The sequence below is a fragment of the Flavobacterium sp. 21.1 genome (assembly GCF_057801535.1).
The window spans coordinates 418185-434146 of record NZ_JBYNXA010000001.1 but is presented as its reverse complement, the minus strand read 5'-3'; the positions used below and the strand labels follow the sequence as shown (position 1 = coordinate 434146).

The window sequence follows — 15962 nt, the reverse complement described above, 5'->3', positions numbered from 1 at the left end:
AGCCATTATTCGATACTTATGTAATTTTCCCATTTATCGGTTAAATAGTGGCTGAATTTAACCAGGGTTTCCTTTTGAGAGGGCGTACAGTTTTTGCAATTCCGGTTCATCTTTGAAATCAGATCGTTTGCCATATTGGTACTTGTTTCATTTTCATATAGTAAAGAAAATTCGAGCATAACTATCGAAGTCCAGGTTTTTATATCATTGTCAGTAAAACATTTTTGATTTTCAAAATAATCTGTAAAAGCTACAGTGTTATTTTCAAGGTAGTCTAATCCTTTATATCCTAAGCCTTCTGCTAAAGCACCGTCTGCAACTTTATAGGAGTTCGTAATGACTCTGAAATAAAAATTTCGCTCGTTTTCGTCTGAACTTTTCAGCATTTCAAAAAATTCAAGTGCCTGATCGTCATTTTTGGCTTTGTTTTCGAATAATTCTTTTGCGAGTTTAGGTGTTTTAGGATCGCTCAGGAATTTCTCCAGACCACAATCTGTATTTGAAGAGACCGTTGTTTCAGTTTGAACAGACTTTTGTTCACTAACCTTCTTTTCTGTTGAAGTACCCAATTGTTCGTCTGTATTATGAATGGCATCATTTTTCTTGCAGCTGATGAACGTTGCAAAGATTCCGATTAGGACTATTTTCTTCATTTTTTGATTAGAGCTAACTTTCGGTTTTATAATTCATCAATCAGATCTTTCAGCTCTTTGGTTCGCTCTATGGTGGTTTGAATCAGGCAGTCTAATTTCAGCTTGTTTTCATATGGACCACTACCGGTACCATTATCGCCACTTTTGAATTGGCAGTTTAAATCTCTGAATTTTATCCACGCTTTTTGAGCTTCGGTCAGCGCTTTTTTTTCTTGAGGGTCAAGTCCCTTTTTTAGTTGGTTGTAAACAGAATTTAATTTGGCGTCGGCTTTTTCATAATCTTTATACAATTCGTCTTCACCGGTTACAGATTGTGAAAAGGCGAATGTTGAAAACGATACAAGTAAGATGCAGGCTGTTTTTTTCATTTTAGACTAAGTTTGATAAAGTCGGGTTAACTGTTTATTCAAAACCATCGTTGTAGTTTGTGATTTTTATTCTTCCTATTTGTTCTCCTTGTTGTATTTCAACTTTATCCATTCCATTTTGGTCTAGTGCATTAAAGATCGTGAAGAAATTTTCAACATCGGATTCCGTTTCTTTTTCCAGTATGAACTCGATACCGGTAAGCATATTTCCAGTTTCGTGTTTATTACCACTTTCCACAAATTCGCTAATGAAATTATAAGTCAGAATATTAATTCCTACGATTGGCTTGTTAAGATTTTTGATCAATTCAGGATGGCCGTTTTCTTTCCACATTAGCGGCATTTCGTCACCCATTCCATACCAATCCAATTTTTCCGTAAGCTCAAACGAGTTAATTGTTAAACTGAATTCATCCAATTGGAAGGCTGTAAATTCGAATCTTTTTCCGTTGATTTCAAGAACGATCGGTCCATCGGTTAACCATGCATCTTGTTTTAGGTCCCACATTATCCAAAATCTTTCGATTCTTTTTCCGATAAGCCCGGACAGCGTTTCATTGAATTCGATCCTGAAACTCTCAGCATTGTCGTGGAAATTTGGTTTGTATTTTGAAATTCCAAGCATACTTATGTGTAATTCATTAATGTTCCCTGACTTTATAAATGCGGGCTATATTCCCCAAAACTAAGCTTTCAGGATAAACCTTACAAGAGACAACTGACACTATTCAAACCTAAAAAAGTTTTGTCAAAACCATCATGTCAGTAATGAGTTAATTCTCCAATTTCAAGTAACTATGCTCAAAACTGAAAACCACTTTTTTAAACTGGCCTATTACATCCTGTCCGATATTTCCATAATTTACTTTACCATAAACGCCATAGTTATTTCGGTCAATTTCCATTCGTTGCAATTTTATGGCCTTGTTGCCCAGGTATATTTCCTGGTCTTTCATAACTAATACTTCTGTCGCAACTTCTTTTGCACCGGCACCGGCGGATTTTATTGTTTCCAAATTTCCGTTAAGGTCCAGATCAGATTTGAATGTGTCGTAAAATGATTTATTAAATAGGCTGTTCTGTGCGCCGCTGTCAAAATTAAACGGCAAGGTTTTGCCTTTGTAGGTTATCATAACAAATGCCCGAAGCTGGTCTGTAAACAGGTTTTTTTCGATTTTTTCGGTTTCCAGGTTTTTTGAAAATGTAAGTTTATCTTTTTCGATGGTAATTGTCCCTAATTCTTTGGTTATCGGAAAACCAATGATTCCATTAATAACATACCCAGCAGTAGGAAATGTAAATGCGTCATCAGGATAAACTAAAAACATCGCATTCCATATTTTTAATGTTCCCAAAGTAAACTCGGGGGCAATGGCTACAAGGACTTTGTTCCTTTGCCCTGAAAAACTCCCGACCGAAATAGTATTATCCGGCAGAATAATCATGCCCATTTTCTTAGCCAGACTTTCTGTGATGCAGCTGATTCCCGCACCGGTGTCAAAAACAAAATCAGATTCCGTTCCGTTTGCGCTGACCTTTGTTGTGATTAAATTGGCCTTATCTTTTATAGTGGGAAAGGTAACCGAAGAAAAAATCTGTATAGATTGTGCCGGTTTGCCTCGCAGCGCCTGCCAGATACGCTGTGCATTGATTTCGTCCGTCAATTCCTCCTTGGTGAAATGCTTTTGAAATTTGGTTGTTAAGGTTTTGGAGGTTGTGTAGGCCAAATCATAATTAAACTGCTTAATATAGTTGTCATTCTTCAGCTTAGTGAATTCAAAAGTATTGATAATCGGATTGTTTTTCAGACTGTCTAAATAGCGGTTCGATAATCCGGGGTTATTGCACACATTGGCATACAATCCTTTATAAAAGTAGTAGTCCGAACCTTTTTGTTTATTGTTCAGACTGTCCATTTTAACAAACTGATGCTGTTTGCTTAATTCTTTTAAATTGAGATCCGGGCTTAGTTGTCCGAATACTGTTTGTACAGTCAATAAAAAACAAAATAGAAGTTTGCCTTTACTTTTCATCAATGGGTGGTTTTGGGTCTAAATTACGGTTTTTTCGTATATTTTCTAAGTATCCTTTTGTTTCCAGTTTCGTTTGCCTTTGTTAGCCTTTTCAAATTCGTCTTTCCCTAAAATATTCTCGTCCAGAGCCATATCGGTAGCGCAGTAATTTTTGAAGAACTCTTCTAGTTTGTCTCTTTTTTGCAGGACTTCATCATTGATGTAATTAACGTCGATGTTAATGCAAATCGCGCCAATCAGACCATAATCGTTGCGATAAATCGGTATGGTGGTGCATTTGAATTTTCTTTCGCCGATATTCAGCTCATAGTTCAATTTATCTTCCTTACGTTCTTTTCGTTTTTTCAGATCAAGCACCAGCATCGTGGTTCCCATTCCGATTTTTCTTCCGCTCACTTCGCCATTTTCAATTTCCACAATGGAACGGGAAGGATTCATAAGGTTGTGAAGGAGGATCTCAATCCCCATGTTTTTAAATGTCTGCCCAAGCAATCGCACGATGACTTTATAATTTTCCAGAAAAGCATTGTTGTCATCTTCAATTTTAGAACCGTGATACACCTGATACAGTTTTTCATATTGTTTTAATTCGGTGTGCTCAAGTTGGTTTCTGACATTGTTCTGCTCACCAATGAAAATTAACTGTCGTGCCGCAGTGTAATCTTTATTCTTTAAAAAATAATGAACGGCCAGTCGGAAATCTTTGAGATTGAATTGCGGAAAATTATGCTGATCCGGTTCAAAGGGATAAAAGTCATATTCATCAAGATCTTTACCTCTTGATTTGGCTTTTTCCCGATATTTCCCGATGAAATAACCACCGGCAAATAACAATAAAGAGACAATTACTTCCGAAAGCACCGGCACAAGTACGGAGTGCTCGACATCTATTTTCAAAAACATAATCAGAAACTTTTAACCGGTTATTAAAATAATTTAAAGTTGCATTGCAGCAAATACCATTAATGTTCCGTAGGTTTTAAATAATAGGATAGCTTTATTAGGTTACTTACAAAGTTACCAAAAAATTAGGAAGAAAAATTTGAAAAATGGGAGGGAAGTGGAAAGATCGATTTTTGCAATACGGACTAAAATTTTGTCCTTTTAATGCCATTTATCAGATATCCCAAAGACCCTGAATGTCAATAATTTTCCATTTAGAACCAACTTTTTGCAGATACAAAGCATTGCCAAATTTGGTTTCCTTTGAGTAGATATCTATTTCTACGTATACTTTCTGATTATCAGCGGAAAATATCGGATAGGAAATCCTGATGTATTCAGCATTTGGATTTTTTCGGATAGTGCCCGTTGCTATAGCTTTTCTATTTCGTAAGATAGTTTCAGGAAGCTTGAACGATGTTGCGCAATTTTGATGAACAAAATTTAAAGAATCATTTTTTCCAAAAAAGGAATGCCCATCGATTTTCACAACTAATAGTTTTTGGACGTATAGGTCCCGGTTAAAATCTGAATTTATTTTATGGTAAGTAATCTTTTTGTAAATAGTATCTAAATCTGTTTTGACATTAAGTCGTTCAAGACTATTGCAAAATGGCAAATTAAGCGTGTCATTGCTGACAAACTGAAGTATAGCCTGTGAAATTGCTATTGATTCAGTTTCTCGTACTTTATCATTACAATGCTCCAAACTGTTTTTGGAACAATTTAGAAATAGCAAAAGCGATAGGAATAACAGTTTCTTCATGTAAAAAATTGATCTTTACAAAACCTCTTTTAACGGTAATTTGCCTGATTCTTACTTCGGCCGCGGTAAAGAATAAGCAATTTGTTTAATGCTCTTTGATTTGTATTGTAGTCATCAATTTTTAAATGCTCAGATCCTCCCGGATAGTTATAAATTAAGTAATAGTGCGTATGTTTTCCGGAACCTTGACTGATTGCCTCTTCGTTTCTGATTTCGGCCCATTCATAAAACGGTGTTGAAATGGTTTTGATTCCTTTGCTATTAATGATAATTTGAGGTTCTGTATTTGTGGCTTCTTTATATTCTTTGAAACCCATATAAGCACCTAAAATTGCCACTATTGAGCCAAATATATAATTGTCGGTTGCAGCAAGTAAATAAATTCCAAATCCTAAAAAGACTAACATAAGTACCATTTCAAAGAAATTTTTTCCTTTTGAATAGTAGATAATTGTTTCATTTGGAACCGTCACGTCATCGTGAAATACGTCCTCTTGTTTAAATTTGTTTTGTAAGGAATTCCATTTCCCTTTGTCTGCAGAACTGCGTATTTCTGTTTTTTCAAAAAAACTGTTGTCGGCCCAAATCAATTTTTCCTGAACGGCTCTTTTTTTAAGTTCGTGCACATTTCGAACATTCTCAAAAGCCCAAAGTCGCCATTTTGTAATCATTACGCTCCAGTAAAGCCAGGCAAAACCAAAAGCAAATATAAATCCTGCAAACGAGATCCAAGCTGGAAAGATTTTTAGGGTTCCTAAATAAACACAGGCTACAATTGTTCCAAACATAATTACCATTACAGGATAATTTACCATTCTGCGTCCTTTTGCTATTGCTTCGTCTACGGTTACAGTTTCATTCATATATTTTATTTTGTGTCGTTTAACAATCTTTATAATCTTTATTCGGGACAGGCATTCTTTTAGGTTAAAAGAGAGCCAAATTTATAAAAAACACCCTATAAATCTACCATTTTAGATCAGCGAGCTCGTCGTATTTATTGGCTTTGAGGATCATTTTTTTTCATTCTCCTTTGCCTGCTCGTATTCTTCCAAAGTTATACGGCAAAAAACAGTAAAATAGCGGAACCATTTGTTTCCCTATGCCTCATAATAAAATTGTTCAAGGTTGGTCATACTGTGTATGGATTTTAGCCTTTTATTTATTTTGCCAATAGTTTCGCCAGTTCTGTTTTATATTCTTCATTGTCTGTTATGCCATCATGTCCCTGTCCGTATAATGTAATTAACGTGTCCTTATTTTTAAATTCCTGTTTCAGTTTCAGTGAAGAACCATAATATATAACTTCATCCTTATTTCCATGGAATATCACTACAGGCATTTTGCATTTTTTCAGATAGTCGTTTGTAGCCAGTTTGTATTTTAAAATAAAGGTAGGAACAAAGGGAAAGCGCTGTCTCATCATATCGGTCAGATTGTAGTAGGGCGCTTGTAAAATCAATAATTTGGGATTATTTGCGCAGGCGAGTTTTGCTGCGAAACCTGTCCCGATTGAATAGCCTAATACAATTATTTGGTCTTCCTTATACCTTTTTTTCAATTCGTTATACGCTTGCTGATTGTCTTCGAACAATTGATCTTGTCCGTTTATTTGGCCTTCACTTTTCCCGTAACTTCTGTAGTCAACTATAAAAACATCATAATTTAAGTCCGTATAGGTTTTCGCAACGTTTCCCCAATTACTTAAAGAACCGGCGTTCCCATGCAGATAAAATATAAGACCTTTTGATGTGTCGGCTTTGAACAGAAGTCCGTTGATTGATTTTCCGTCTTTCGATTTTATGTTTAATTCTTCAAATTTTGCTGGAAATTCAAACTGATAGTTTTTATCTAACTTTTGAGGAAAGAAAATCAATTTCTCCTGAAAAAAATACAGCAGAACACATAAGAACAGATAAACTACAGCAGCGATTTTTAGGATTTTAAATACCGTTTTTTTCATAGCTTGGTTACGATGAGGCGTTTGTTACAATGACTTTCTGCGATGGTTCATGTTGCCGATTTCAAAGAACGCGTTGATTTGAAAAAATTTAAAAGTCGGTTCAACATAGTTCAATTATGAAATGATTTGGGTAAAGTTTCCTCTCGTTTTTGAATGCAAATTATTTCTCTAAAATACCTTTCTCTACACTATCATCCAGGAGTTTTTCCGCATAATTCCATAGTTCTGTTGAACCATTTTTTATTACTTTTTTCTTATCGTAGACCGTTTGATATTTTACGCCGAATTCTTTCCACGTTCCGCCGTTATTGGAAGTATTTTGCAAAAGAGGTTCAAGGCGGTCCATTGATTTTGCAAATTTAGCTTCATCTGAAATACCATCTTCAAATTCGGTCCATATTTCAATAAATTCAGCAGCCTGTTTCTCGGGCAACATTCCGAAGATCCGTTTGGCCGATTTCAGTTCTTCCTCCGTATTGGTATGATTCTTATTTTGATCGTAGATGAAAGTGTCGCCGACGTCAATTTCCACAATATCGTGTATCAGCAACATTTTTATGACCTTCAGCAGATCAATTTTTGCATCAGAATATCCACTTAGGACCATGGCCATCACCGCTAAATGCCAACTGTGTTCCGCGTCATTTTCGTTGCGGTCGCTGTTGAAAAGTTTGGTCCGCCTTTGGATGTATTTTATCTTATCGATTTCTTTGATAAACTCAATTTGCTTCAATAAATCTTCTCGTATCATTTTCGTATCATTTTACACTATTATTTTTGATAACCTTTCACCACTTTTTGAAGCGGCGGATTTTAGTTTCAGAGCCTTACAAAGATACCGAAAAGCTAAAAGAAAAACTGAAAATAGGAGAGAAGAGGAAGTAGTAATCCCGCTAGCTGCTGATTGCTTTCTTTTGGCCGACAAATCGTATCACAGAGCCTTTGCCATTGTGAAAAAGACCTTCATTAAGCTCAATTTCCTTTTCTTCCAATTCTATAATTTCGTAATTCGGGAAATCGGATTTTATTTCGTCTATTGAGAATAAGCTTTCAATGTCTTTCGGGCCACCCACTTTTTCATTCGCAGTCACATAATCAAGGTGTTTTTTGCTGAAGGCTTCGAAAATAATGATTCCGTCATTTTTTAAGTAGTGATCCAGTGTCTTGTGGATAGGCGACTTGATATCGGCCGGGAAGTGTGCGTAGATCAATGCAATTACGTCAAACTGATTTTTTTCGAGATTTAAAGTGTCCAATTCACCAACCTGATAATCAATTACGACTCCGTTTTTTTCGGCAAGTTTTACTGCTTTTCTTTTGCCTTCAGAACTAATGTCAAATGCTGAAACTCTCCATCCCAGTCGGGCTGCAAAAACAGCATTTCGTCCTTCTCCTTCGGCCGGAAAAAGAACCGTTCCGGGAGTTAGTTTGGTCAATTGTTCTTTTAAATAGTTGTTTGGTTCTTCACCATAGGCGAATTCTTCGTTGCTGTATCGGTCGTTCCATCGGTCAGTCCAGATGTCGTTTGAATTTAAGTTGTTGTTCATACTATTTTGGGGTTTTATGTTTTCGACTTCGGATCTCAAAGGTACCAAAAATACTGCAAGAAAAATTGTATAAATCATGTAAAGAAACAGTGGCGCTTCTAAAAGTCTACATCCCCTGAAACTACCAAGGTCCTTTCTGTTTTACCTGATAAAAGCGATTGCCGTCAAACCGGTAAAGTCCGGAGCCGCCGCCCCACCACATGGTTCCCGATTGGTCCTGGTACATACTTTGGATACAACAGTTGATTCCGTCTTTTTCTTTAAATACAGTAAACGCTTTTGGATCTTTTCTGCTGAGAGAAGGATCGAATCTGGTCATGCTGCCTCGGGCTGAAATCCAGATGATACCCGACCTTTCCTGATAAATACCCCAAACGTCACTTCCGTTTTCCTGCGTTTTGAGATACATAAAGGTTTTTCCGTCATACCGACAGATACTGTCTTTCAGTGTAAACCAAAAATTTCCGTCGTTATCTTGTAACATGCCCCCGGAATAGTTACTGCTCAGACCTTCTTTTTCTGAAATATTTGAAACCGTTTTTCCGTCAAAGCGATAGACGCCGCTATCTTCTGTAGAAAACCAGATATTTCCTGTTTTATCTTCCATTATCCCTTTAACTTTTACAGTGGAAGGAAGCAAAGGAAATTGCGAAAAAGGCATTCCGTTGTTCGTATCAGCAGCAGGATCATATCTGAAAACGCCACTTCCGGTGCCTACCCAAAGGGTACCGTTCTTATCTTCCAGAATACTTCTTCGGCCAATCTTTATATTAGTCAGCCCACTTATCTCTTTATAATTTTTGAACGTTTTCCCGTCATATTTAAAAAGTCCCTGTTCCGTGCCAAACCACATGTCACCTTTTTTATCTTCCGTAATTGAAAAAACACTCATGCCAGTAAAACCATCTTCTTTGGTATAATATCGTAACGATTTCTTATCATACCGAACAGTCCCTTCGCCACCGGTTCCGAACCATAAATTTCCCTTCGAATCCTGAAAAATGCTCAAAATATATTGGCCCACCAGCGTAGTGTCAAAGTCGGGATAGATACCCTTGAAGTCGGAATTTCGAATAACGGCCGGACTGGGAGCGGAAATAGTTGCGTTTTGAGGCCCGAGTGTAGTTACTTGTCCGCTACAGGTTGCAAAAAAAGTTAAAAAGCTAAAAAGTACAATTTTGTTCAGTGCCATAATTATAATTTTTGACATGTCTCTTTGGAGTAGTGGCGGGGCGTAACCATTGCTACTTACAAATATATCAAAAAGACTAAAAGGAAAACCTGAAAAACGGTGAGAAGTGAAGCTTTAGACGTTGGTTGAAACCCTTACTGTAAACCTGTTTTTTTACAACTGATATTTTCGGCCATTCTGTAGGTTGTATCCGCAACTGTTGCGTAGTATATTTTAGCGACATCACATTCACAATTTTCTTTTTTCAAGGTAACAAGTACAATTCTTGGTCCGAGCGGCGGATAATTTCCGTGCCCGCGGTTGGTAACTTTAAAACCTTTCTTTTCCAGTTTATCAACGAGTATTAGTTTTTCATTATTGTCTTCTGGAATAGAGGTGGTTAGCGAGTCATACAAGTCCCGAAATTCAATCCGTTGCCCGTTTGCGTTTTTGATTGTCAGTTCCAGTACCTGATCTTCAAAATTTAAATCCGACGTTTTCTTTTCAGAGCACGAGACCAATAAAATAAAGACAAGTAAAAAAGACAGGTTTTTCATAGGGTGATTCCCCAATTTTATATTGTTAATCCCGAAGCATGTCCAGATTGCATAAGTTCTTTTTTTCGCTTTCGGTTAGATTTTTAAAATCATATTTCATTTCCATCATCTGGCTGGGATGTGATTGTCGTTGTAACTAGTACAGAATTGATTCTGCGGTTAAAATGGCAGATCACTTTTTTTAACCAAAAAAAGCTACAACATTTCAGTTATAGCTTTTGTTTTATAGCTAAAAGTCGGGAGAATCCAAACTATATTTTATTCAATAGTCACGGTTTGCTCCGAAGTAACCTTCATTTTCATTCTCATTGTCATTTTTTCATCCATCTTCATTGTCATGTTCATTGGCAAGTCAGAAGTGAATTTTGTTAAATATTGTTCTTTGATATTATATTCGGCTATTCCGGTTCCTGTTCCTGTAGCGGTCATATTGAACTGCTCTTGCTCCATGTCCAATCCCAGTGATTGCTTTAAATCGAAGTAGGCAACGTTTCCGTTAATTTGCTTTAAAAGATATTCGATAGTTACTTTGATCTGTATAGGCTTCATGTTTTGAATAGGAATAGACATTGGGATCTCACTTTTAAAAGTATCGCCAATTTTCATTGGTTTTTTTGGAAACGTTATTTGCTCCTGAACATTCTCAAGCATTGTTATCAGCGTTTTTTTCATTTCTTCTGATATTTGGTTCCCGGTTATAGACTCTACTTTGAATTTATTGTCTGCACTATATTTACCCAAAATCGTCATTCCGGCATAGGGCATTTCCTGCGTTGTGGTTTCTCCTTTTATGGTATTGGAGGAAGTCATTTTATTGTAAACCATTTTTGCCGGAAATTCACCATTCTTTTTTAGGTCGTAGGTGAATATGTCGGTCGACAGATTCATTGTAGTTTGAAGTTGGATAGGTAATTCGATGCCTTTACTTTTAAGTTGCTCGGTTGTTTCTTTGTCGGCAATAAAATCAAGTTCCGTCTGCGACCCGGTCTTCAGTTCTGTCTTGTATTTTTTATTCGGACTGAACTTAGATTTAAAAATAATACTTTCCTGCGCATAAGAAAACGTTGCTGTACAAAATAGGAAAATAAAAAGTAATGGCTTATTCATTGTTTCTGTAAGTTTGCTGCTAAAATCAGGATGGATTTTAGCAAATGTTTTTTATTAATAATGGCCGCAAATATACCAAAAAAACGCAGCAATAGTGTGGATTTACATCGTTAGTTAGGCATCTGTAACCCACATCAAAACAGGATATTAAACAAAAGCCGCAACAATTATGCTGCAGCTTTTTGTTTTTTATAGTTCAAAGTCGAAAGACCTGGCACAGTGACAAAGTAAATAATTATTCTCAGTCATTCTTGTTCTCTTGACTCTTGTTTCTTGCCTCTTGCTTCTTGCTTCTGCCTTCTGCAATCTGCCTTCTGCTTTTCCCTTCTCCCTTTTCCCTTGCCATCTGCAATCGCTAATTATTATAAGGATCCATCAAACCACGCGAGGAATAGTCCCTCTGATACCAAAACTGCCCCGGATTTACAAAACCTTCAATTTCATTGCTGTAAATGTAATCCGGTTCTTCCTGCTCTATATTTTTTTTGTAAGCAAGCTTAGCACGCAGTTTCGTCTTAAATTCTCCCTGATAAACCGGCGTTGCAAATTCCCATAATTCGTTAGATGCCAGGAATAGGATATGATAACTGTTGCCACACCAGCTGCTTGGTAAATACTCAATATCTTTCCATTTACCGTTTTTATCCTGTGCCTGAATATTTAGATACAGTCGACTGTCCTGAGCGTCAAAAAACAAAGAGTCTTTAGAAGTATTAGCCACGACCAGTTTAATTCCATCATATTTATCGGCCCATTTGGTTTTTTGTTTGGGATTAAGGATGATCTGTAAGGTATTTGGAGAAAAAGATACCGCAGAATTGACTTTCTTAGAACTGTTATTCGAGCCGCCCCATCCGCCATATCCTTCAAGTTCTTTTTTGCGTTCTGATGCAGCATAATAATAACCTCGGTTCATAAAGTCGATGTTTAATTGTTTTGAGGAGTTTTTATCATCGTTTTTCCAAACCTGTTTTCCCGATTGATCGATGTAACCCGTGATTCCGTCCTGCATCACGTAAATAAGATCGTTCTTAAAACCAAATTCAATATCATGAAATTGTGGTTTTACAATTAGATTGTTTGTTGTGTTCCAAAATCCGTAGCGGTACGAATAGTCATCACTTTGAACACTGATATCTTCCTGCATGAAAATAATGTTTCCCCTTCTTATTAAGCGTCCGTGGTCCCAGTTTTTTAAATAATTGGGTTCAATAACAAATTTTCCGTTTATATCTATTGCTCCCCATCCATTTGCGGTTTTTACAAAAGCTATTCCGTTTTGGAACAAGTATTCCGGTTCACCGTTGTACGTTTCATACAGAATTTGATCAAACGATTGCGAGGTGACGGTTTTGCCTTGCGTGTCAATTAAAAACCACTTTCCCTTATATACTTGTGCAAATGCCCTGTTAAACGTAAAAGGTGTGATTTTATCCCAGTCCCGATTTGAAAACAGTAGTTCTCCTTTTGAATTAATTGCGCCTGCAAAATCATAGCGCTTATCAGAAGACCATGTTTTAATCGTATCGCGATTAACGGAATAAATGCTTATACTGGCAATGTCCTGATGGAAAGTGTCATTGCCGTGCTCCATGGTCCATTTTTTTGACGGAACCGTGAATCTGTGATTTCCTTTCAGATCAATAAATCCTTGATCGTCTCCGTTTGGATCGTCTTCTATTAACACTACTTCTGCATAACCGTTTTTAAAATTGTCTATTCTCTGATATTTCCCATAGTTTACGATCCAATGGCCAAGGGAATCAATGACTCCCTGCTCATAAATTTTAGTTTCACTGTCTTCGTCGGAATGTTTATTATCCTTTAGCCCTCTTACGACGGCAACGCCATTGGTGAAGGTATTAATTCTTGCAAACACAGTATCCACAATTAATTTACCCGATTTGTCGATCAGACCTTGTTTATCAGTTTCTGTTGTTACCTGCGTAAATGATTTGTTGCCAAAAGGTTGCATTTCTTTATAGTTATGTTGGAAAAGAATCGTTCCTTTTTTGTCGATTATGAAAGGTTTACCGTCAATATAAACTTTTGCAAGTCCGTTCTTAAAAACATAGGCAATATCATATTTTGGCGGAATCGCAAAAGTTCCGGTTTTGTCAATGTATCCATAAGTTCCGTTTACCCGAACCGCGGCAAGTCCTTCCGAAAATTTTAACGCTTCAAGAAACTTAGGCTTGATAACCATCTTACCGGTCTTATCAATATATCCCCAACGGTCTCCCTTCATAATAGAATAAAGGTTTTCCTTATCCTGTCCGAAAGCTTTAGAAACAAGCATTGTAAGTAAGAAAATTTTAAAAAGTAATTTCATTTTTGCACTGTTATTTACGATTGGAACCGATTTTATAAAATTGCCGATATAATGTATTAAGACTGACCGATTTCTTCGATCAGGTTTTTAGGTTTGTCCTTCGTTAATTGCCGCCCTTTTTTTATAAGGAAATAGATCAGCCAGCTCATAAGCGCTATAAAGAGTATAACCCCAAAAATATATCCTGCTTTTTCAGGGCCGGATTCTTTAGGAGCTTCCGCCAACGTATTAATTACTGACATTATACTACCCAGAGCCAGAATAATACCTACAATCATTAAAATTATGCCCAGAAGTTTCCGTAAAATAGTCATTGTTTAAAAAGTTTTGGCGATTATGGATGTCTTTATTGATTCCTACAAATATATCAAAAACCGTTGCAGAATAAAGCTAAAAAAGCAGAACAGAGGTATGAAACTATAGTCCGATTTGATAAAGTCCTCTAAAGCGCATAGTTAGAATATCCGTGCATTTCTTTCTGAATCGGTTTAAAATTTCCCTTTATGATTTGAGTCATAATTATAAGGTTAAGCGACAGCTAATTTTGTGGGACAATAGAAATAAATTAACAAATGACTACAGAACAAAAAGAACTTATTAAAGCGACAATTCCCATTTTGCAAGCGGGTGGAGAAGTACTGACTGCTCATTTTTATAACCGTATGTTTACCCATAATCCCGAATTGAAGAATGTTTTTAACATGGGAAATCAAGCCAACGGAAGACAGAAAACAGCTTTGGCCAATGCAGTATTGGCTTATGCGGAGCATATTGATAACCCAAGTGTATTGGTAGGTGCACTGAAAAGCATGGGAACCAAACACCGAAGTTTAAACATACAACCGGAGCACTACCAGATTGTGGGAAACCATCTTATCCATTCGATTGCCGAAGTAGTAGGTGAAGGAGCTACTCCTGAAATACTGGATGCATGGACTGAAGCTTACAATGAACTCGCTGCGATCATGATTTCCATTGAAAAAGAAATGTATGCGGAAAACGATGCAAAACCTGGGGCCTGGAACGGCTGGCGTAAATTTGTCATCAGAAATATCGTTACCGAATCGGAAGAAGTAAAATCATTCTACCTGTATCCGGAAGACGGTCAGCCAATCGCCGGCTACAAAGCAGGCCAGTTTGTGAGCGTACAGGTATATGTACCGGAACTGGATCTGTTACAACCAAGACAATACAGTTTGTCCAGCGCGTTTGATCCGGAATTTTATCGCATTTCGGTGAAAAAAGAAGCGGGTATGGAAGGCAATCCGTCCGGGATGGTTTCACAAACACTTCATGGTAAAAACATAGGGGATACCGTAATGCTTTCAGCGCCCGCAGGTTTATTCCATTTGCAGCAGGATGATAGAAAGCCGTTGGTATTGATTAGCGGTGGTATCGGACTGACACCAATGCTGAGTATGCTGGAAACCAATAAAGCCAATCGCGGGCAGAACAAGAATGTCTGGATTCACGGATGCCGTAATCATTCGGTACATGCCTTTCAAACCGCAGTGGAGCAGCTCAAAAATGATCTGCCGTTAGAAACCTATACGTTTTATGATTCGGTTGCTGATTTTGATAACAGCAGCAATCAGGTAATTGCGGGCCAGGTAGATCTGGAAAAATGTAAAGAAGCCATTTTACTGGAGGATGCCAACTTCTATATTTGTGGCCCGGAACTGTTTATTAAAAAGCAGTACAACGCTTTGATTGACCTCAGTGTAAATAAAGAAAATATCTTTTATGAGGAGTTTGGTCCAAGCGTTATAAATTTGAATTAATACCAGTGGTTTGGTAATTTGTGTTTTTTTTATGTCTCCCGAAAGGAGCAAAAATAAAGGAAGAGCAGATAGCTGCTCTTCCTTATTTAAATCACAACCCAGTTGCCGGGTCGTTATACTTTCTTTCCAAACAATTTGAGTAGTTGTTGTTGGGACATGTAAAATTCTCCCTTACTCGTCTTAAAGTAGATTTGAAATGGAGGTCCCTGAAAACTTGTGCATGTAACATCTTCATCTCCTAATTTAAAAGTCTTCTTGTAATTTTTATTTGCTTTATTTTCTTTGGTAAAAAAGGAATTAAAAAGTTTATACAGTTCCTCTAAATCATTACCCGTTTCCTTAAAATTTATTTTATTGTTTTTTGTGCCCGACAGTCCGTACTCCAAGGTATATACTTTCGTTCCGTCAACCATTTCCGATTTTAGTGCAGCATGTGAATTTTGACCGTTGGTAAAACCGCCAATAACGGTAATTTTTTCCGGAGAAGCAGAAGTTTCCACAATTTGGGCATTAGTAAAACTAAAAATTAGCAGAAACATGAAAGTGCATAGTGTTTTCATAATGTGGTTTCGTTGGTTTTTAAAAGTGGTATTTATTTTTTCGCCGACATGGTAAGTGACGGTTCTGACAAATGTAACAAAAAGTTACAAAGAATAAATCCAAATTACAAGAAGTAAATCAATAGTAAGTCTTTTAATTCGGCACCAAAAAATAAAATTAAAATGTAACAAAACAACTTAAG

At 36.9% G+C, this 15962-nt stretch carries 17 protein-coding genes; 1 reads left to right on the top strand and 16 read right to left on the bottom strand.

Going from position 1 to position 15962, the window contains the following annotated elements; genetic code table 11:
- Window positions 1–5 precede the first annotated feature (5 nt).
- The 15 genes from AC3E9U_RS01950 to AC3E9U_RS01880 form a co-directional block, all read right to left on the bottom strand.
- On the bottom strand, window positions 6–653 hold the full coding sequence (locus AC3E9U_RS01950) for a hypothetical protein (protein WP_488745219.1): 648 nt from the start codon (window positions 651–653) through the stop codon (window positions 6–8).
- 26 nt (window positions 654–679) lie between these two features.
- Entirely contained in the window at window positions 680–1021 is a 342-nt protein-coding gene (locus tag AC3E9U_RS01945; protein WP_488745218.1) for a lysozyme inhibitor LprI family protein, read from the bottom strand.
- Between the two features lie 34 nt (window positions 1022–1055).
- The gene (locus tag AC3E9U_RS01940; protein WP_488745217.1) at window positions 1056–1646 is read right to left on the bottom strand and encodes a hypothetical protein; all 591 of its coding nucleotides are present in this window, start codon (window positions 1644–1646) and stop codon (window positions 1056–1058) included.
- A gap of 148 nt (window positions 1647–1794) precedes the next feature.
- Window positions 1795–3054: a retropepsin-like aspartic protease gene (locus tag AC3E9U_RS01935; protein WP_488745216.1), complete on the bottom strand. Its 1260-nt coding sequence runs from the start codon at window positions 3052–3054 to the stop codon at window positions 1795–1797.
- A gap of 45 nt (window positions 3055–3099) precedes the next feature.
- A complete protein-coding gene (locus tag AC3E9U_RS01930; RefSeq protein ID WP_488745215.1) occupies window positions 3100–3957 on the bottom strand; it encodes a PAS domain-containing protein in 858 nt (285 codons plus the stop codon).
- Between the two features lie 214 nt (window positions 3958–4171).
- Window positions 4172–4762, bottom strand: a complete 591-nt coding sequence (locus AC3E9U_RS01925) for a hypothetical protein (protein WP_488745214.1) — start codon at window positions 4760–4762, stop codon at window positions 4172–4174.
- A 29-nt stretch (window positions 4763–4791) separates the two neighbouring features.
- Window positions 4792–5625, bottom strand: a complete 834-nt coding sequence (locus tag AC3E9U_RS01920; RefSeq protein WP_488745213.1) for a hypothetical protein — start codon at window positions 5623–5625, stop codon at window positions 4792–4794.
- A gap of 299 nt (window positions 5626–5924) precedes the next feature.
- Complete coding sequence (locus AC3E9U_RS01915) at window positions 5925–6725, bottom strand: alpha/beta hydrolase (RefSeq protein WP_488745212.1); 801 nt, start codon at window positions 6723–6725, stop codon at window positions 5925–5927.
- Window positions 6726–6885: 160 nt separating this feature from the next.
- Entirely contained in the window at window positions 6886–7476 is a 591-nt protein-coding gene (locus AC3E9U_RS01910) for an HD domain-containing protein (protein WP_488745211.1), read from the bottom strand.
- A gap of 142 nt (window positions 7477–7618) precedes the next feature.
- Window positions 7619–8272, bottom strand: coding sequence for a class I SAM-dependent methyltransferase (locus AC3E9U_RS01905; RefSeq protein ID WP_488745210.1), 654 nt, complete (start codon window positions 8270–8272; stop codon window positions 7619–7621).
- 121 nt (window positions 8273–8393) lie between these two features.
- The gene (locus AC3E9U_RS01900) at window positions 8394–9464 is read right to left on the bottom strand and encodes a ligand-binding sensor domain-containing protein (protein ID WP_488745209.1); all 1071 of its coding nucleotides are present in this window, start codon (window positions 9462–9464) and stop codon (window positions 8394–8396) included.
- Between the two features lie 134 nt (window positions 9465–9598).
- On the bottom strand, window positions 9599–10000 hold the full coding sequence (locus AC3E9U_RS01895; protein WP_488745208.1) for a hypothetical protein: 402 nt from the start codon (window positions 9998–10000) through the stop codon (window positions 9599–9601).
- Window positions 10001–10258: 258 nt separating this feature from the next.
- Window positions 10259–11107, bottom strand: coding sequence for a hypothetical protein (locus AC3E9U_RS01890; RefSeq protein ID WP_488745207.1), 849 nt, complete (start codon window positions 11105–11107; stop codon window positions 10259–10261).
- Window positions 11108–11462: 355 nt separating this feature from the next.
- Window positions 11463–13439, bottom strand: a complete 1977-nt coding sequence (locus AC3E9U_RS01885) for a WG repeat-containing protein (protein WP_488745206.1) — start codon at window positions 13437–13439, stop codon at window positions 11463–11465.
- A gap of 56 nt (window positions 13440–13495) precedes the next feature.
- Window positions 13496–13753, bottom strand: a complete 258-nt coding sequence (locus tag AC3E9U_RS01880) for a hypothetical protein (protein ID WP_488745205.1) — start codon at window positions 13751–13753, stop codon at window positions 13496–13498.
- Between the two features lie 258 nt (window positions 13754–14011).
- On the opposite strand from AC3E9U_RS01880, the gene hmpA reads away from it, so the two are divergent.
- Window positions 14012–15220, top strand: a complete 1209-nt coding sequence (hmpA, locus tag AC3E9U_RS01875; RefSeq protein WP_488745204.1) for an NO-inducible flavohemoprotein — start codon at window positions 14012–14014, stop codon at window positions 15218–15220.
- 113 nt (window positions 15221–15333) lie between these two features.
- Here the strand turns inward: hmpA and AC3E9U_RS01870 are convergent, their stop codons facing one another.
- The gene (locus tag AC3E9U_RS01870; protein WP_488745203.1) at window positions 15334–15780 is read right to left on the bottom strand and encodes a hypothetical protein; all 447 of its coding nucleotides are present in this window, start codon (window positions 15778–15780) and stop codon (window positions 15334–15336) included.
- Between the last annotated feature and the right edge of the window lie 182 nt (window positions 15781–15962).

Bases quoted from the DNA above. Each gene is read 5' to 3' on its own strand.
- AC3E9U_RS01885 (WP_488745206.1), bottom strand. From the start codon at position 13,439: ATGAAATTACTTTTTAAAATTTTCTTACTTACAATGCTTGTTTCTAAA.
- AC3E9U_RS01930 (WP_488745215.1), bottom strand. From the start codon at position 3,957: ATGTTTTTGAAAATAGATGTCGAGCACTCCGTACTTGTGCCGGTGCTT.
- AC3E9U_RS01915 (WP_488745212.1), bottom strand. From the start codon at position 6,725: ATGAAAAAAACGGTATTTAAAATCCTAAAAATCGCTGCTGTAGTTTAT.
- AC3E9U_RS01935 (WP_488745216.1), bottom strand. From the start codon at position 3,054: ATGAAAAGTAAAGGCAAACTTCTATTTTGTTTTTTATTGACTGTACAA.
- AC3E9U_RS01920 (WP_488745213.1), bottom strand. From the start codon at position 5,625: ATGAATGAAACTGTAACCGTAGACGAAGCAATAGCAAAAGGACGCAGA.
- AC3E9U_RS01940 (WP_488745217.1), bottom strand. From the start codon at position 1,646: ATGCTTGGAATTTCAAAATACAAACCAAATTTCCACGACAATGCTGAG.
- AC3E9U_RS01945 (WP_488745218.1), bottom strand. From the start codon at position 1,021: ATGAAAAAAACAGCCTGCATCTTACTTGTATCGTTTTCAACATTCGCC.
- AC3E9U_RS01950 (WP_488745219.1), bottom strand. From the start codon at position 653: ATGAAGAAAATAGTCCTAATCGGAATCTTTGCAACGTTCATCAGCTGC.
- AC3E9U_RS01890 (WP_488745207.1), bottom strand. From the start codon at position 11,107: ATGAATAAGCCATTACTTTTTATTTTCCTATTTTGTACAGCAACGTTT.
- AC3E9U_RS01905 (WP_488745210.1), bottom strand. From the start codon at position 8,272: ATGAACAACAACTTAAATTCAAACGACATCTGGACTGACCGATGGAAC.
- AC3E9U_RS01925 (WP_488745214.1), bottom strand. From the start codon at position 4,762: ATGAAGAAACTGTTATTCCTATCGCTTTTGCTATTTCTAAATTGTTCC.
- AC3E9U_RS01910 (WP_488745211.1), bottom strand. From the start codon at position 7,476: ATGATACGAGAAGATTTATTGAAGCAAATTGAGTTTATCAAAGAAATC.
- hmpA (WP_488745204.1), top strand. From the start codon at position 14,012: ATGACTACAGAACAAAAAGAACTTATTAAAGCGACAATTCCCATTTTG.
- AC3E9U_RS01895 (WP_488745208.1), bottom strand. From the start codon at position 10,000: ATGAAAAACCTGTCTTTTTTACTTGTCTTTATTTTATTGGTCTCGTGC.
- AC3E9U_RS01900 (WP_488745209.1), bottom strand. From the start codon at position 9,464: ATGGCACTGAACAAAATTGTACTTTTTAGCTTTTTAACTTTTTTTGCA.
- AC3E9U_RS01880 (WP_488745205.1), bottom strand. From the start codon at position 13,753: ATGACTATTTTACGGAAACTTCTGGGCATAATTTTAATGATTGTAGGT.
- AC3E9U_RS01870 (WP_488745203.1), bottom strand. From the start codon at position 15,780: ATGAAAACACTATGCACTTTCATGTTTCTGCTAATTTTTAGTTTTACT.